The organism is Leucobacter sp. UCD-THU, assembly GCF_000349545.1.
GTDB lineage: Bacteria > Actinomycetota > Actinomycetes > Actinomycetales > Microbacteriaceae > Leucobacter > Leucobacter muris.
This window is the reverse complement of record NZ_APJM01000029.1, coordinates 38668-53759: the sequence shown is the minus strand read 5'-3', so window position 1 is coordinate 53759 and position 15092 is coordinate 38668. Positions and strand designations below refer to the sequence as shown.

Annotated in this window: 14 protein-coding genes; all 14 read right to left on the bottom strand. The window is 68.6% G+C overall.

What is annotated here, in order from left to right; all coding sequences use genetic code 11:
• Positions 1-199 precede the first annotated feature (199 nt).
• The 14 genes from H490_RS17645 to H490_RS17580 all read right to left on the bottom strand — a co-directional run bounded on the left by H490_RS17645 (position 200) and on the right by H490_RS17580 (position 15075).
• A complete protein-coding gene (locus tag H490_RS17645) occupies positions 200-862 on the bottom strand; it encodes a GntR family transcriptional regulator (protein WP_017882717.1) in 663 nt (220 codons plus the stop codon).
• A gap of 50 nt (positions 863-912) precedes the next feature.
• Complete coding sequence (locus tag H490_RS17640; protein WP_017882716.1) at positions 913-1350, bottom strand: hypothetical protein; 438 nt, start codon at positions 1348-1350, stop codon at positions 913-915.
• An 80-nt stretch (positions 1351-1430) separates the two neighbouring features.
• Positions 1431-2432 carry an asparaginase domain-containing protein gene (locus H490_RS17635; protein ID WP_017882715.1) on the bottom strand — a complete coding sequence of 334 codons (1002 nt, stop codon included), beginning with the start codon at positions 2430-2432 and terminating at the stop codon, positions 1431-1433.
• Between the two features lie 62 nt (positions 2433-2494).
• Entirely contained in the window at positions 2495-3409 is a 915-nt protein-coding gene (locus tag H490_RS17630; RefSeq protein WP_017882714.1) for a polysaccharide deacetylase family protein, read from the bottom strand.
• A gap of 114 nt (positions 3410-3523) precedes the next feature.
• On the bottom strand, positions 3524-4849 hold the full coding sequence (locus tag H490_RS17625) for a hypothetical protein (protein WP_017882713.1): 1326 nt from the start codon (positions 4847-4849) through the stop codon (positions 3524-3526).
• A complete protein-coding gene (locus tag H490_RS17620; RefSeq protein ID WP_017882712.1) occupies positions 4846-5559 on the bottom strand; it encodes an SDR family NAD(P)-dependent oxidoreductase in 714 nt (237 codons plus the stop codon). Before H490_RS17620 ends, H490_RS17625 begins: the two co-directional genes overlap by 4 nt.
• Before the next feature lie 72 nt (positions 5560-5631).
• Positions 5632-6408: an SDR family NAD(P)-dependent oxidoreductase gene (locus H490_RS17615; RefSeq protein WP_017882711.1), complete on the bottom strand. Its 777-nt coding sequence runs from the start codon at positions 6406-6408 to the stop codon at positions 5632-5634.
• Positions 6405-7382 (bottom strand): cyclase family protein, encoded by a 978-nt coding sequence (locus tag H490_RS17610; RefSeq protein ID WP_031289520.1) that lies wholly within the window; start codon positions 7380-7382, stop codon positions 6405-6407. Before H490_RS17610 ends, H490_RS17615 begins: the two co-directional genes overlap by 4 nt.
• A gap of 25 nt (positions 7383-7407) precedes the next feature.
• Complete coding sequence (locus H490_RS17605; RefSeq protein WP_017882709.1) at positions 7408-8250, bottom strand: carbon-nitrogen hydrolase family protein; 843 nt, start codon at positions 8248-8250, stop codon at positions 7408-7410.
• Complete coding sequence (locus H490_RS17600) at positions 8250-9257, bottom strand: ABC transporter permease (protein WP_017882708.1); 1008 nt, start codon at positions 9255-9257, stop codon at positions 8250-8252. Before H490_RS17600 ends, H490_RS17605 begins: the two co-directional genes overlap by 1 nt.
• Positions 9254-10822, bottom strand: a complete 1569-nt coding sequence (locus tag H490_RS17595; RefSeq protein ID WP_017882707.1) for a sugar ABC transporter ATP-binding protein — start codon at positions 10820-10822, stop codon at positions 9254-9256. Before H490_RS17595 ends, H490_RS17600 begins: the two co-directional genes overlap by 4 nt.
• 28 nt (positions 10823-10850) lie before the next feature.
• Positions 10851-11852, bottom strand: coding sequence for an ABC transporter permease (locus H490_RS17590; protein WP_017882706.1), 1002 nt, complete (start codon positions 11850-11852; stop codon positions 10851-10853).
• An 86-nt stretch (positions 11853-11938) separates the two neighbouring features.
• Positions 11939-13177, bottom strand: coding sequence for a substrate-binding domain-containing protein (locus tag H490_RS17585; RefSeq protein WP_193743369.1), 1239 nt, complete (start codon positions 13175-13177; stop codon positions 11939-11941).
• Between the two features lie 755 nt (positions 13178-13932).
• Positions 13933-15075, bottom strand: coding sequence for a mandelate racemase/muconate lactonizing enzyme family protein (locus H490_RS17580; RefSeq protein ID WP_017882704.1), 1143 nt, complete (start codon positions 15073-15075; stop codon positions 13933-13935).
• Positions 15076-15092 lie beyond the last annotated feature (17 nt).

Genomic DNA, 15092 nt, shown 5'->3' with positions numbered 1-15092 from the left:
GCCACGCTCCTGCCTCGAAGCCGATCACCCATCACAGACTCCTAATCCTCATTGATTGGTCGCTCCACACAACGCGAACGCCCTCGTTCTCAAAACCGGGGTGCCCCCCAAGAGCACCGTAACACGAATACAGTCGTACCGTAATACCGTATTCTCAAATATGCGCGATCGTGACCCCGGAGGGCCCTCGGATCGACGCTCAGACCGCCGCGGCCTCCGCCAACCGCTCTTCGGCGAGCGCGGCCGCCCGGCGCACGTGCTCGGCGGCGGCGCGCTGCGCGCCATCCGCATCGCCCGCCCGGATCGCCGCGACGATGCGCTCCAGCTCGGCCGTCATCGCCCCCATGCGACCGGGCGTGGACAGCGTCAGCTTGCGCAACTGGCTGATGCGCGCCTTCACGTTCGACAGCATGTCTCCGATCGCCGGGTTGTGCGAGGCGACGACGAGGGTCGTGTAGAAGTGATCCTTGATCTCGAGCAGCTCGACGAACGAGGCCTCCGAAGCCTCCCGGATCCTCTGCAGATCCGCCTCGAGCAGCCGCAGCTGCTCGGGCGTCGCGCGCAGCGCCGCCAGCCTGGCAGCGGTCGACTCGAGCGCCTCGCGCACCTCGTAGAGCGCCCGCGCCTCGTCGACGCTGAGCACCCGCACGATCGGCCCCACGTTCGGCAGGATGTCGACGAGCCGCTCGGCCTCGAGCTGCCTCAGCGCCTCGCGGACGACCGTCCTACTGACGCCCAGGCGATCGCACAGATGCTTCTCGGTGAGCCGCGCACCGGGCTGGAAGTCGCCCCGGACGATATCGGCCCGCAGCACGATGACCGCCTGCTCGCGCAGCGGGGCCGCGGTTCTCGCCAACACCATCTCGTCTCCTATGTTCAGCGGTCGGGGGCCTCCCCGACCGGTCGCGGGTTTCATCCGGCTCGCGCCGGTTCGGGCCGTCGCGTCTGCACGGGCGCGAGGGCCTCCCGGAGGCTCCGCGCGGCTTCGACCTCCATGCTAGTCGTCGGCGCACCGGCCTCGACTCCGCCCGAGCCCACCGTGTAGCAGGCGGCCGCGCCGTCCACGGCGATCACGACCGGCGCGTCGAGCGTCGGGGCGAGGGCGACGATGTCCACGACGAGCGCCACTCGGGCCTCCGGTGTTCCGAGCGAGTCGGAGAGGTCGATGCAGCGCGACGGCGAGGCCCCGACAGTTCGCGCCCCGGATCCTCTCAGAGCGATGAGCTCGTTTACCGTGCCGACGATCCTGACCGAGCCGCCGGCGCTCCGCAGCTGGAGCATCCTGCCGGGCAGCGCCCGAATGCGGATCCCGTCCGGGCGCAGCTCCCCGCTCAGGGCGTCGGCGAACATCCGGTACTCCACCGCCGATCGGAGCAGGGCGCTCTCCCACGGGGCCGCCGACCTGCCCGTGCCGCACGCGCCGCACACCGCTACTCCCCCGCCAGACCGTCGATGATCCGCGCCTCGGCGGCCCGATAGAGCGCCAGCGCGTCCTCCCGCGACGCGGTGCCGCCGATCGCGAGCGACAGCAGGATGCGGGCCTTGAGCCCGTCTCCGAGGTCGCTGAGCGCCACCCCCCGACGGGCGAAGAAGATCTCGGAACCGTCGTAGTTGTAGGTCTGCCTCGCGAGCGGGAAGCCGCCGGTGCGCGAGACGAGCACGACGGGGTGCCGCTCCGCCACCTCGGCGATGCCGTGCGCCGCGCGCCGGTTCGTGTGCCCGTTGCCCATGCCGGCCACGACCAGCCCGCGGTAGTGACCGGGGAACAGGTCGGGAAGCCAAGCGAACGCGTCTCCGAGGGCGGCGGTGAGCAGCAGCACCCCGCTCTCGCCGCCGCTCGCGAGGTCGAGCGCCGGCCGCTCGACCGGCGCACGATGGCGGAAGAACGAGCCCTCGACCATCACCCCGCACGGGCCGACCGGGGCGGACGCGAACGCGTCGGGCAGGAGCGTGTGGGTCTTGCGCACGTAGGCGGCCGGGTGCACCGTGCCACCGAGGATCACCACCGTCTCGGCGGCCACCGCCCCCGCGAGGTAGTCGAGGCAGTCCTGGATGTTGGCCGGCCCGTCGGCGCCGGGCCGATCCGGGGTTCGCATCGCTCCCGTGCAGGCGACCGGGATCCGGGCGCGCACGAGCAGATCCACCGCGAACGGCACCTCGTCGAGGGTGTCGGTGCCCTGGATGACGAGCACCCCCTCGCTGCCATCGGCGCCGACCTCGTCGATCCGCGCCGCGATCCGCGCCGCGTCCTCGAGTGACAGCCAGTTCGACGGCAGCGGCGGCAGGTCGTGGAAGACGAGGTTCAGGTCGGGTCTGCCCACCCGGTCCCCGAGGATCGCCTCGGCGCCGAGCGTGGGCTCGACGCCCGAGTCGCCGGCCTTCGGCACGGACGAGATCGTGCCACCGACGGCGAGCACGTCGATTCGTTTCATGAGCGCCCTCCCCTGCGCGCCGTCGGGGCGGGCGCGTCGCCCTCCCCGACGGGTGGCACCGGCTACCCCAGATCCCGGTCGAACGGGTACTTCGCGTTCGACTCGAACGGGAAGCGCCGACGGAAATCGCGGGCGATGTCGAGCGATGTCTCGAACGTCACCCCCGGCAGCTTCGCCATGTGCTCGATCATGCGCTCCATCATCATGAGCACGTGGGGGCGGCCCGAGACGTCGGGGTGGATGGTGAAGGGGAAGACGGCGTAGTCGTACTCGCGGTACACCCAGTCGAACTGCTCGCGCCAGATGTCCTCGATGTCGCGGGGGTTCGCGAAGCCGTAGCTGTTCGGGCTGTTCTTGTTGAACATCATGGGCGGCAGGTCGTCGACGTACCAGTTGCCGCCGAGTTCGACGAGGTCGACCTCGGTGCCGCGCACGAGCGGCTTCATCCAGTCGCTCGCGTCCTTGGAGTAGTCGATCTTCGTCCAGGAGTCGCCCACTCGGGCGTAGAACGGCTGGAAGTCGTGGAAGCCCTGCGACTTGTCGTACTCGTACCCCGCCTCGAGCAGCAGGCTGGCGGTGTGGTTCGACATCTCCCACCACGGGGCGATGTACCCGCGCGGGCGCGTGCCCGTCAGCTTCTCGAGGATCTCGGTCGAGTGGAAGATGACGTCGCGCTCCTGCTGCTCGGTCATCTCGATGCCGTTCTCGTGCGAGTACCCGTGACCCCCGATCTCGTGCCCGGCCTCGACGATCCGCTCGACCATGTGCGGGAACGTCTCGGCGGAGTGCCCGGGGATGAACCAGGTCATCTGGATGTCGTACTTCTTGAAGAGGTTCAGCAAGCGGGGCACGCCCACCTCTCCCGCCCACATGCCGCGTTGGATGTCGTGGGGCGAGTCCTCCCCGCCGTACGATCCGAGCCAGCCGGCCACCGCGTCGATGTCGGCGCCGAAGGTCACCTTGATCTCTTTTGCCACCTGCGTTTCCCTTCTCCATTGAACGAATCCGATTCACGTATCATCGTATTACCGTATTCTCATAAAGTCCAGGGTGATCTGCTCGCTCGCGCCGGGCGGGGAGCGCCCGCCCGCTCAGCCCAGCAGCTCCGCCCCGCTGGCCGCGAGCAGACTCGCCATGGTCTGCGGTTCGCGCACCGGCCTGAACCCGACGGCGCCATCACCCGCACCCTCCCACTCCGCGGCGTAGATGCCCGGCGCCAGGATCGAGTTGTACGTGAACGGAGTCGAGGCGTAGTACGCGCCGGTGTCGGGCACCACGACGATGTCGCCCGCGTCCAGGCGAGCGAGACTCCGGCCCCGCGCGATGAGATCGCCCGCGAAGCAGCAGGGGCCGGCGACGTCCTGCACGACCTCGCCCCCGGTCTTCGGCTCCCCGCTCCCCGTGAAGGGCAGGATCCGCAGCGGCCACGAATCGGGCATGAACACGGTGCGGGTGGCGACGTGCGCGCCCGCGTGGGTAACCGCGATCGGCCGACCGCCCGAGCTCTTCGTGTACTCCACGAACGCCGCCATGAAACCCGCCTTCGCGAGAATGCTGCGCCCGAACTCGGTGACGATGCGGTAGTCGCCCGAGAAGAGCCGGGGCACCTCCGACCTGAGCGCGGCGGCGTAGCGCTCGAACCCGGGATCGCCGTCATCGCTCTGGAAGTCGACCGGCAGACCGCCGCCGATATCGATGGTGAGGATCCGCTGCGCCCCGACCCGCCCGTTGATCTCGTCGGCGAGCGCCGTCACCTCCCGGATCCCCTCGACCATCATCTCCGACGCGACGCCCTGGGAGCCCACGTGCACGTGCACGCTGTTCATCCAGGGCGCGCGCAGATAGGCCTCGAGCACCCGGCTCCGGCTCTCGGCATCCCGAATGCCGACCCCGAACTTCGACTGGGCGCCGGCCGTGCTCATCGCCTCGATGCTCCCCGTGCCGATCTGCGGATTCACCCGGAAACCGATCGAGCGTTCGATCGCGTCGCCGCCGACCCCCTCCCCCAGGCGCCGCGCGATCCGTTCGAACTCCTGCAGGTTGTCGATGTTGATCTGCGCGCCGCACGCGAGGGCGCGCTCGATCTCGCGGTTCGTCTTCGCCGGGGAGTCGAACACGATCTCCCCACCCGCGAAGCCGGCGCGCAGCGCCATCTCGAACTCGCCCTCGCTCGCGACCTCGGCCCCCATGCCCAGCTCGCGCAGCATCCGCAGCAGCACGGGCAGACTGCCCGCCTTCGCGGCGAAGGCGTGCAGCACATCGGGCCCCCCGGCGAAGGCCCGGCGCAGGCTCTCGACGTTCTCGCGCAGAGTAGCGCCGTCGATGAAGCTCGCGATCGGAGCTCGGTCGGGATGGAGGAGCCCCGCGGAGAGCGCCTCGCGCAGCACTCCCGCGCGGCGGTCGGCGATCGGATTCACGGCATCACGTCCCCGCAATTGGGCCCGATGGTCTGCCCGACGAAGATGTTGCCCGACGGCTCTCCCGCGAGCAGCAGCACCGCCGGCGCCACCTCCTCGGCCCTGCCGAAGCGCCCGAGGGGCAGCTCCCGCAGCTTCGCGGCCCGCCACTCGTCCGACAGCGACGCGAGCATCGGGGTATCGAAGGGGCCGGGCGCGACCGCGTTCACCAGCACGTTGTGCGGGGCGAGTTCGAGCGCGAGGGATCTCGTGAGATTGATCACCCCGCCCTTCGACGCGGTGTAGTGCGCCATCTCGCGTGCGCCCTTGATGCCGAGCTGCGACGCGACGTGGATGATGCGCCCCCAGCGGTTCCGCTTCATCTCCCCAGCCACCGCCCGCGCGACGCGCATCACCCCCGTCAGGTTGATGTCGACGACCCTCGCCCAGTCGTCGTCATCCATCTCCGTGATCTCGTGCTGATCCCCCTGGATGCCCGACGCGTTCACGAGGATCTCGACCGAGCCCCCGAGCAGCTCCGCGGCCCGCGAGACCGCCGCACCAACCGATGCGGTGCTGGCCACATCGACGTCGATGTCGGCACCCGCGAGATCCGCGGTCGCCACGCGGGCCCCCGCATCCCCGAGCTGCGCGCCGATCTCGCGCCCGAGCGTGCCCGCCCCGCCGACTACCAGGGTCCGACGCCCCTGCACTCTGAACACATCGCCCATCAGTTCCTCCCTCAGTTCCCCCGGTTTCACCCGCGCGGATTCCGCGCGCGCCGGCCGGTCCGTGTCGGAGCCCTACTCCGACTGCTTCACCGTGAGCCCTCCGTCGACCACGATCTCCGCGCCCGTGATGTAGCGCGCGTCGTCGCCGCAGAGGAACCGGATCGCCCCCGCCACATCCTCGGGGTCGCCGATCCGGCAGAGCGGCACCGTGGGCGCCAGCTCCCGCAGAGCCCGCTCGCCGAGCGACTCCACCTCGTCGAGCGACTGCGGCGTGCGCACGAGGCCCGGGATCACCGTGTTCACCCGGATGCCCCGGGGGCCGAACTCCATCGCGAGGCTGCGCACGAGGCCCCGGATCCCCGACTTCGCGGCGGCGTAGTGGGCGTGATCCGCCCAGCCGTAGATCGCGCCGGTGATCGACGCCACCGCGACGAGCGCGGCGCCCGGATCGAGTCGCGGCGCGGCGGCGCGGAACACGCGCATCACCCCGGTGAGGTCGACGTCGATCACGTCGTACCAGTCCTCGTCCCGCATGCGCTCGATGGAGCTCCTCCGCAGGATGCCGGCGTTCGCGACCACGGCGTCGATCGACGCGAGCCGCTCGCCGGCCTCCTCGAGGAGCCGGTCGACCGACGCCGTCGAGCGCACGTCGAGCTCGACGGCGTGCGCTCTGCGGCCGAGGCGCTCGACGTCGCGCACGACGATCGCCGGATCGTGCGGATCCGCAGCGTGGTATCCGAAGACGACGTCGTGGCCCGCTCGGGCGAATCGCACCGCCGTCGCCGCGCCGATGCCGCTCGCGCCCCCGGTCAGCACGAGCCCTCGGGCGGGCCTCGCGGCCGCGCTCATCGGCTCAGCATCGGGAGCGCCAGGGGCCGCATGGGGGCCGCCGTCGCACCCGCGAACTTGATCGCCGCGCCGACGAAGCAGAACTCCGAGATGTTCTCGCGCGCGAGACCCTCGAGGTCCACCACCTCCATGATGGTGACGCCCGCCTCGGCCATGAGGTAGGTGTGCACCGGCAGCCAGTTGCCCTCCTCGGTCGAGGGGATCTGCTCGAGCGAGAGGTTGTCGGCGCCGATGAGCACCGCGCCGGCCTTCGCCAGGAACTCGGCCCCCTCGCGGGTGAGCCCGCCCTCGTTCTCGATGTACTGCGGCGTCGGCCACAGGGTCATCTGACCGGTGCGGATCATGACGACGTCGCCCACCCGCAGCTCAACGTTCTGCCGCTTGCACGCGTCCTGCAGATCCTTCGCGCCGATCCCGTAGCTCTGCGGCAGCACGTCGACCCCCAGCAGAGCCGCGATGTCGAGCATCACCCCGCGCGCGATGATCGGCGGCTGCTTCTCTGGGCCGCCGATGTTCCAGACGCGGTTGCCGAGGTGCTCGTCGGCCTTGAAATTGTTCCACATGGCGCCGTGATAGCCGAAGTGGTTGAGCGTGTCGATGTGCGTTCCGGTGTGCGTGTACATCGAGATCGCGTCGCCCGAGTACGACACGAGTTCGTTCTGCGCGGGATCCTGCAGCCCCATCGGGTCGTCGATGACGGTGCCGCGGGGGGTGTTCGTCATCCAGATCTGGTAGTCGGGCTGCCCGGCCGCGGTGAAGCTCGGCATGCCGAGGAAGTAGTCGACGCTCATGTCGATCACGTGGCCCATGTCGGCGACCGACATGGCCGAGCGCATGGTGTCCGGGGTGATAAGGTTCAGCATGCCGATCTCGTCGTCCTTGCCGAAGGGGCTCTGGGTGTTCTTCCGGAACTCCGCGAGGTTCGCCGCGATCACGCGCTGCTGCGCGGCGTCCATGGTCAGGGGTGCGCACATGGTGGTTCCTTCTCTCTTCTCTGGATTACGAGGCTGATGGTTCGGTGATGACCCGGTAGAGTTCGGGCCTCCGCGAGCCGAAGAGGTCGAGCTCGAAGACGCCCGGGTCGAAGACGATCTTCGATCGACGCGCCAGGTCGAGATCGATGTCGGCGGTGATGAGGTGGTCGCCCCGCTCGCACAGCTCCCGGATCGAGCCGTTCGGCTCGTAGATGCCGCTCAGGCCGACGAAGTCGACGCCGCGCTCGGCGTCGCCCCGATCCGACACGAGCACGTACATCGCGTTCTCCATGGCCCTGGCCGGCGGGAGGATGCGGGCGACGGGCTCGGCGGGAACCGCCCAGTTGGTGGGGTGCACCATGATCTCGGCGCCGAGCAGGCTGAGACTGCGCGCCCACTCGGGGTAGCGCAGGTCGTAGCAGATGCTCATGCCGATGACGCCGGCCCGCGTCTCGACGACGGCGGGCTGATTCTCGCCCACATCGACGAAACGGTCGGCGCCGAGGAACGGCAGGTGGGTCTTGCGGTAGCACACCACCCGGTCGCCGTCGATGGTCGCCGCGGTGTTGTAGAGCCTGTCCGAGGCTTCGTCGAGCTCGACGAAGCCGACGACGACCACGATCCCGAGCTCGGCGGAGACCGCTGCGAGCCGCGCGATCTCGGGCCCGTCGGCCCCGATCGAGGCCGCCTCGGTCTCGGCCCTGGTGTCGAAGAGGTAACCGCTGAGGCCGCACTCCGGGAAGACCGCGAGCTCCACGCCGTCGGCCGCGAGCTCGCGGATCGCCGTCTCGTGCGTCGCGAGGTTCTGCTGCACGTCGCCGATGGCGACCGGGATCTGGGCGACCGACACCCGAACGATGCGCGCCATCACCGCCGCCCTCCCTTGGTGCGGAGGAACTCCCACCCGCCGTTCACCACGATGGCCGCGATGAGCACGACGCCGAAGGCGACCTGCAGCACGTAACTGGGGGCGCCGGTGGCCGTGAGGTAGTTCTGGATGAGGAAGATCAGCAGCCCGCCGATCGCAGCGCCCACCACTCCTCCGCGCCCGCCGAGCAGGCTGACGCCGCCCAGCACCGCGGCCGAGATGGCCTGCAGCGTGTAGGACTCGCCGACCGTGGCGTCGGCTCCCCCGAGCACGATGACGAGCAGGATCCCGGCGATGCCGGTGCCCAGGCCCGCGATGACGTAGGCCGCGAAGCGCACCCCCGTCACGTTGATGCCTGCGGTGTAGGAGGCGCGGTCGTTCGAGCCCACCGCCCGCAGGTTGCGCCCGTACGCGGTGCGCATGAGCAGCCCCCAGAGCAGCGCGAAGACGACGATGATGAGCAGCATGTTGGGAATGCCCACGGTCGTGCGGTAGAACCAGCCGAACGTCTGCGTGTCCACGCCCACGGGCGAACGCAGCAGCTGCAGCGCGAGCCCTCCGTAGATGAGGTACGTGGCGAGCGTCGCGATGATCGGCGGAACCCGCAGGAACGCCACCAGCAGGCCGTTCAGCGCGCCGTTCACGAGCCCGCACCCCACCGCGATGAGGATCAGCAGCGGCAGCGAGGTGACCCCCTGCGGCATCACGATGCCGCCGATGATCACGGCGATGAGGCCGGCGGCGGGGCCGACCGAGAGATCGAGGCCGCCCCCGCCGCTCATCAGCACCGGAGCCTGGGCCATGGCGAGCATGATGAGCGGCGACGCGTAGAGCAGCACGAGCTGCCAGCTGCCCGACCCGAAGAACGCCGGGCTCTGGATGACCGTCATCACGATGAGGACGACGAGTGCGACCGATACGGGCGCCCAATACGGGATGGTCTGGACGAGGCCGCCCTTGGGGGCCGCGAGCTTCTTGCCCGTCGGTTCAACGGTTCTCGTGTTCATGCGGGGTTCTCCTCGGTCTGGAAGGTCGCGCCGTCGCGGACGCCGAACATCGCGGAGAGGATCTCCTCCTGCGTCCGATCGTCGCCCTCGAGCACTCGGGCGACGGAGGACTGGCGGCACACCGCGATGCGGTCGCTGATGAGCAGCAGCTCCTCGATCTCGGTCGACAGCATCACGATGGCCACCCCGTCGGCCGCGAGGCCCGAGAGCAGCTTGTAGAACTGGCGCTTGGTGCCGACGTCGACGCCGCGCAGCGGATCGTTCAGGATGATCACCGAAGGGTTCGCGTTGAGCCACCGCCCGATGAGCACCTTCTGGGCGTTGCCGCCCGACAGCTGGGAGACGGGCACGCTCGTGTCGCGCGGTCGCACGCTGAGCTTGTCCATGTACACCCAGGTCGCCTCCTCGAGCTTCTTCTTGCGGAAGAAGCCGAGCGTCGAGATCGCCTTCGTGGTCGCGATGATGAAGTTCTGCGCGACGCTCAGGGGCGCGAACAGCCCCTCCTCCTGGCGCTTCGCCGGCACGTAGGCGACGCCGCGCTTGAAGGCCTGACGGTAGCTCCGCACACTGCGCTGCGGCTCCCCCGGCTCAGCGCTCAGCGCCACGCTGCCGGAGGCGGGCGGGTGCAGTCCGGCGACGGTCTCCGCCAGCTTCGACCCGCCCTGACCCTCGAGGCCCGCGATCCCGAGGATCTCGCCCGCTCGCACGTCGAGGTCGAAGGGCGCCGCGCCCGGGGCGAGGGCGACGCCCTGCAGCGCGAGCCTCGTCGCCGCTTCCTCGCCGTCGGCGCGCACGGCGCGCTCGTGCACGTAGTCGGAGGCGTCCTGCTGTCCGCTCATCATGCTGATGAGCCGCTCGGGCGTGGCCTCGGCCTTGTCGACCACTCCGACGAGCCGGCCGGATCGCTGCACCGTCGCACGGTTGATGAGGATCTCGAGCTCGTCCATGCGGTGCGACACGAAGAGCACGCTGCGGCCCTCCGCACGGCTCTCCTTGATGATGTCGAACAGCCGGTCGCGGGTCTGGATGTCGAGCGCCGAGGTCGCCTCGTCGAGGATGAGGAGCTTCCAGGGCCTCGCGAGTGAGCGGATGAGCGTCAGCACCTGGCGGTCCGCCACCGACATCGCGTGCACGGGGCGGCGCAGCAGCGAGGCGTCGTATCCAAGGCGCTCCGCGAACTCCAGCGCCTGTTCGCGCTCGACGCTGTTCTTGCGGTCCCGCTTGAAGAGGCCGTCGACGCCGAGGAACACGTTCTCGATGGCGGAGTTGCCGTCGGAGATCAGCGTCTCCTGGAACACGGTGTTCACGCCGTGCCGCTGGGCGTCGGAGGGGTTGTTGAACACGACCTCCTCGCCCGACACCATCAGCGAACCCGAGGTGGGTTTGATGATGCCGCTGAGCAGCTTCACGATGGTGCTCTTGCCGGAGCCGTTCTCGCCGACGAGGCCGTGCACCTCGCCGGGCAGTATCTCGATGCTGCAGTCCTGGATCGCGAGCGTGTTGCCGTAGCGGTGCTCGTCCACTTGCAGCGACACCAGGTAGTCGTCGCGCTTCGTCGCACTCATAGTCTCGTCTTTCATCTGGATCTCCCGTTCACAGTCGGTTCGCGATGTGCCGGTCGCGTCCGTAGATGGCGATGAGCACCAGGATCACGAGCCCCAGGAAGACCTGCTGCAGGTTGGAGCTCACGCCGAAGCCGATCAGGAGCATCGTGAACTGGGTGGTGAGCAGCACGCCCGCGATCGTGCGCCCGTAGCCGCCCCGCCCGCCGAGCAGCGAGGTGCCGCCGACGACGACCGCCGTCAGCGTCTGGAACATGTAGGGCACGCCGATGTCGGCGGACGCGGTGCCGCTGAACCCGGCGAGCAGGATCCCCGTCATCGCCGCGAAGACGGCGCTGAGGGTGTAGACCACGGAGCGCACCAGCCAGGGCCTGACCAGCGCGTAGGACGCGGCGGTCGAGTTGGCGCCGAGCGCGTACATCTGCAGGCCGAACGCGGTGCGGCTCTGCAGCAGGATCGCGACCACGGCGATGACGGCCCACAGCAGGATCGCCGCGGGCACCGGGATCGGGCCCGTCGAGGCGACGGGCGAGACCGCGTCGGTGATGAACTGCGGGATCACCCCGCCGGTGCGGCCCCCGGTCGCCCAGAGCACGCCGCCCGTGATGATGGAGCCGGTGCCGAGCGTGATGATGAGGGGGTGGATCGGCAGCACGCTCGAGAGCACGCCGTGCACCAGGCCGATGACGATCGACAGGCCGAGCAGCAGCAGCAGGATCGTGCCGAACGGGACGCCGCTCGCCGTGAGTTTCGCGACGGCGACGCATGCGAGGCCGATGACGGCGGGGATCGAGAGATCGATGCCGCCGGTGATGATCGCCCAGGTCTGCCCGACCGAGGCGATGCCGAGGATCGCCGCGAGTACGAGCAGCGATGTGATGCCCGTCACCGTCAGCACGGAGGGCATCTGGATGCCGATCACCGCCATCATCACGACGGGCGCGATGAAGACGAGGTTCGGCGCGATCTTCCCTCTGAGGGACTTCTTCGTGTCGACGCTGATCTCAGTCGTCGTGGGGGCTTCGAGTGCCATTTCTGTCCAATCCTGCGATGCAGGTCGGGGCCCTTTGAGCGCAAAGGACCCCGACCTCGATCGAATGGGTACGACGATCCGCCGTGTTATTCGATGGGGAGGGTGGTCAGCACCGGAGCGAGCTTCGGAGCGGGATCACCACCCTCGAACAGATCGTCGTAGTAACTGTCCGGCACCGACTCGCCACCCACCGGCTGCGTCGAGCACACACTGTTCAACGTCATCGCCGGATCGTAGTACTCATCGAAATTGTCAGCCGTGATCACCTGCGGCGGATACAGCAGCGTGTTCACCACCGGCTTCTGACCCGACAGCATCCGCAGCGCGACCTTCATCGCCTCCACGACACCCTGCCCCGCACCAGCCGACAACGAGATCGACTCCGCACCCGTCGACTCCCACTGAGCCATCGCATTGCACGGACCCTCGAACCCGGTCACCGGAACCGCGTCACGACCAGCCTGCGAGAGCGCCTCGTTCACCGGAACGTTGCACACCCCGCCATCCCACACACCCGCGATCTCACCCGGATGCGTGCTCAGATAATTCACCATCTGCGACTTGATCACCGCGGAATCCCACTCACCCGTGATCTCATCCACATTCAGACCGGCATCCTCGAACGCCAACCGAGCCGCCAACTGCCGCGCCTCCGCCGTCGCCACACCCGGAATACCGTTGCACATCACCACGTTCCCGGAACCGCCCGACGACTCGATCTGATCCACCAGCCAATCCGCAGTCACCTTCGCAGCCGCGAACGCACCGAAATCAGAATGGATCACACTCGTGCACTCCGTACCCGACTGCATCACCACCGTCAGCACCCCGGCCGCCAACGCCTGATCGAACGCCTGGCACACCCCGATCGACGGCGGCTGCATCGCAAGAATCAGATCGCACCCCTGCTGCACCAGACTATTGACCTGATTCGCCATCAGCGTCGCATCATTATCAGCATTCGTGACCGTCATCTCACCCTCGGCAAGACCCTGCGACGCGAGATCCTCCACGAGACCCTGCGCCACCTCCAGACCCTCGATACGCCACGTGTTCCCCTGGAACGAATCCGCGTAGCAGATCTTCCACGGACCCTCCGGAGCCTCATAATCCGCATACGGATTCGGCCCCAACCGAGTACTGTTCCAGAACCCCTCGTAATACTCCTGCACCGACGCCGGAAGCGCCTCCAGCACCTCCGTATCCTGCTCCGTCGGCTCAGCATCACCCGGACGCATCTGCGTATACGCCCCGGCCCCATCACCCCCCGGAGCTCCCGCGATCTCCCCACCGCCCGACGAACACGCCGCCGTGAACAGCAGCATCCCAGAGACCAGAACCGCAGCGACCCTTCCCGCCACGCTCCTGCCTCGAAGCCGATCACCCATCACAGACTCCTAATCCTCATTGATTGGTCGCTCCACACAACGCGAACGCCCTCGTTCTCAAAACCGGGGTGCCCCCCAAGAGCACCGTAACACGAATACAGTCGTACCGTAATACCGTATTCNCCGCCACGCTCCTGCCTCGAAGCCGATCACCCATCACAGACTCCTAATCCTCATTGATTGGTCGCTCCACACAACGCGAACGCCCTCGTTCTCAAAACCGGGGTGCCCCCCAAGAGCACCGTAACACGAATACAGTCGTACCGTAATACCGTATTCCTGCCTGCTGGGATCGTCGCCTTCACTCCGACCCCTCGACTCCGGTGCATCTCGCGGCGCTTCGACACTTCCGAAGACCCTCGACACCCTTGTCGCATTCACAGGAACACCCCCGAGGGCCGTGCGCGAGAACCGCCACGGGTCACGACCGCCAGACAACTCATCCTGGACGATCATGCCCCTCGGAGCGCCCGCGCTCGAACCCTCGACGGACACGCTAGCAGACATTGCATGCCACATGCTATCTGCAATCTGTTCGTAACCCGATCGAAACCAGTCGCCCGGACAGACGCGGATTCCGGCGGTGCGACCTCTCGTGTCCACCCTCCCGCCGCAGCGCCGCGCCCCCGCATCGGACGAGAGCGACGACCGACGAGCGGAGCACACGCTCGCGATTCCCCGCACCCCCGCCCTCAGCCCTGCGCTCGAGAGAAGAACGCGATCATGTCCTCGTCGAAGGCGACTCCGATGCCGGGCCGGCCGCTGAGGAGCACGGCGCCGTCCGCGTACCGCAGACGCGTCTCCTCCGTCACGATCCGCTCGAAGTTGTAGATATCCTTCTCCAGGATGAAATGCTCGACGGTGACGGTGTTCGGCAGCGCCGCGGCGAGCTGCGCGTGAACGTTCGCGTGCCAGTGGGGCGCCGTGGGCAGATCGAATGCGTCCGCGGCCGCGGCGACGCGCAGATACTCGGTGATGCCGCCGAGCACGCCGACGTCCAGTTGCAGGATGTCTGCGGCCCGGTTCTCGATGAGCTGCCGGAAGTCCCAGCGCGTCTGGTGGATCTCGCCGGTGGCGATCGGAGTCTTCACGCGCCGCACCAGGTCTGCGTGGCCGGCGATCTTGTCCGGTGACAGCGGTTCCTCGTACCACCAGATCTGATGGTCGCCCGCTACGCGCTCGAACTCCCGGATCGCGGCGAGCGCCTCCGGCACATCGGCGTAGGCGTTGTTGGCGTCGATCGCCAGACGGCCGCTGCCGCCGATCACCTCGAGCGCCGCGGCGATGCGCTCGGCGTCGCCCGCGACCGGCAGGGCGCCGACCTTGATCTTGTGGTCGGTGAAGCCCCGCTCGCGATTGAGCTCCATCTCCTCGCGCACGGCTCGAGCCGGTTCGGCCTCACCCGCCAGGTAGTACCCGCCCGATGCGTAGGCGGGGACCGGCGCCGTGACATCGCCGCCGAGATAGGCGGCGAGCGGCAGGCCCGCGCTCTTCGCCTTGGCGTCCCACAGCGCGATGTCGACCGCCGAGAGTGCGCGGATCAGCAGACCGCGCCGGCCGGCGAGCAGCCCCTCCTGATACACGCGGGCCCAGATGCCGGTCACGTCGTGAGCGTCGGCCCCGATGATCAGCGGCGCGATGAGATCCTCGACGACCTTGACGAAGGCCTCTCCCCCGACGGTTCCCGAGTAGGCGTACCCGATCCCCTCGACTCCCTCGTCGGTCTCGACGTTGATCAACAGGTAGTGACGGGCCAGGATCTCCCGCGTCGAGATTCGCGTCGGCGTCTTGAGGGGCACCCCCACGTCGCGCGCTGAAACGGAAACGATCTTCACGAGAACTCCTTCGGTCG

What these genes read in the sequence shown, in the direction of transcription:
- H490_RS17600 (WP_017882708.1), bottom strand. Translation starts at nt 9,257, where the DNA reads ATGAACACGAGAACCGTTGAACCGACGGGCAAGAAGCTCGCGGCCCCC.
- H490_RS17585 (WP_193743369.1), bottom strand. Translation starts at nt 13,177, where the DNA reads ATGCTGCTGTTCACGGCGGCGTGTTCGTCGGGCGGTGGGGAGATCGCG.
- H490_RS17640 (WP_017882716.1), bottom strand. Translation starts at nt 1,350, where the DNA reads ATGTTCGCCGACGCCCTGAGCGGGGAGCTGCGCCCGGACGGGATCCGC.
- H490_RS17635 (WP_017882715.1), bottom strand. Translation starts at nt 2,432, where the DNA reads ATGAAACGAATCGACGTGCTCGCCGTCGGTGGCACGATCTCGTCCGTG.
- H490_RS17645 (WP_017882717.1), bottom strand. Translation starts at nt 862, where the DNA reads ATGGTGTTGGCGAGAACCGCGGCCCCGCTGCGCGAGCAGGCGGTCATC.
- H490_RS17620 (WP_017882712.1), bottom strand. Translation starts at nt 5,559, where the DNA reads ATGGGCGATGTGTTCAGAGTGCAGGGGCGTCGGACCCTGGTAGTCGGC.
- H490_RS17615 (WP_017882711.1), bottom strand. Translation starts at nt 6,408, where the DNA reads ATGAGCGCGGCCGCGAGGCCCGCCCGAGGGCTCGTGCTGACCGGGGGC.
- H490_RS17595 (WP_017882707.1), bottom strand. Translation starts at nt 10,822, where the DNA reads ATGAGTGCGACGAAGCGCGACGACTACCTGGTGTCGCTGCAAGTGGAC.
- H490_RS17590 (WP_017882706.1), bottom strand. Translation starts at nt 11,852, where the DNA reads ATGGCACTCGAAGCCCCCACGACGACTGAGATCAGCGTCGACACGAAG.
- H490_RS17610 (WP_031289520.1), bottom strand. Translation starts at nt 7,382, where the DNA reads ATGTGCGCACCCCTGACCATGGACGCCGCGCAGCAGCGCGTGATCGCG.
- H490_RS17605 (WP_017882709.1), bottom strand. Translation starts at nt 8,250, where the DNA reads ATGGCGCGCATCGTTCGGGTGTCGGTCGCCCAGATCCCGGTCGCCATC.